This window comes from Streptomyces tricolor (genome assembly GCF_002155905.1).
GTDB lineage: Bacteria > Actinomycetota > Actinomycetes > Streptomycetales > Streptomycetaceae > Streptomyces > Streptomyces tricolor.
In genome coordinates, this window is record NZ_MUMF01000955.1 from 813 (window position 1) to 1,087 (window position 275).

The 275-nt window shown below is 69.5% G+C and carries 1 protein-coding gene; it reads right to left on the minus strand.

The features are described 5' to 3' along the window. Positions 1 to 275, minus strand: a 275-nt coding sequence (locus CCN44_RS47145) for a cellulase family glycosylhydrolase (RefSeq protein ID WP_414820560.1), incomplete at both ends; no start/stop codon positions are given.

A 275-nucleotide genomic window follows, 5' to 3' on the forward strand; every position in this document is an offset into this window, starting at 1 on the left:
TCCACCGCTCGTTGCCGTCGACGCCGCAGCACCACCGGCTGGTGTTCGTGTGGTTGTTGAGGACCACGGCGAACCCGTTCCGGCTCAGCGCGTCCACGACGGCGTCGTAGACCGCCAGCGGTGTCCGGCCGCGCAGCGCGGGATTGGCCGCCACGGCGCTGTCGGGCACGGGTGCCGTGCTGTGGATCATCTCGTTGGAGAACGGCAGCCGGATGGTGTTGAGCCCCAAACGGTGGAAATCCTCCAGCAGTTGCGGCAGCGGGGCGCGGTCCAGG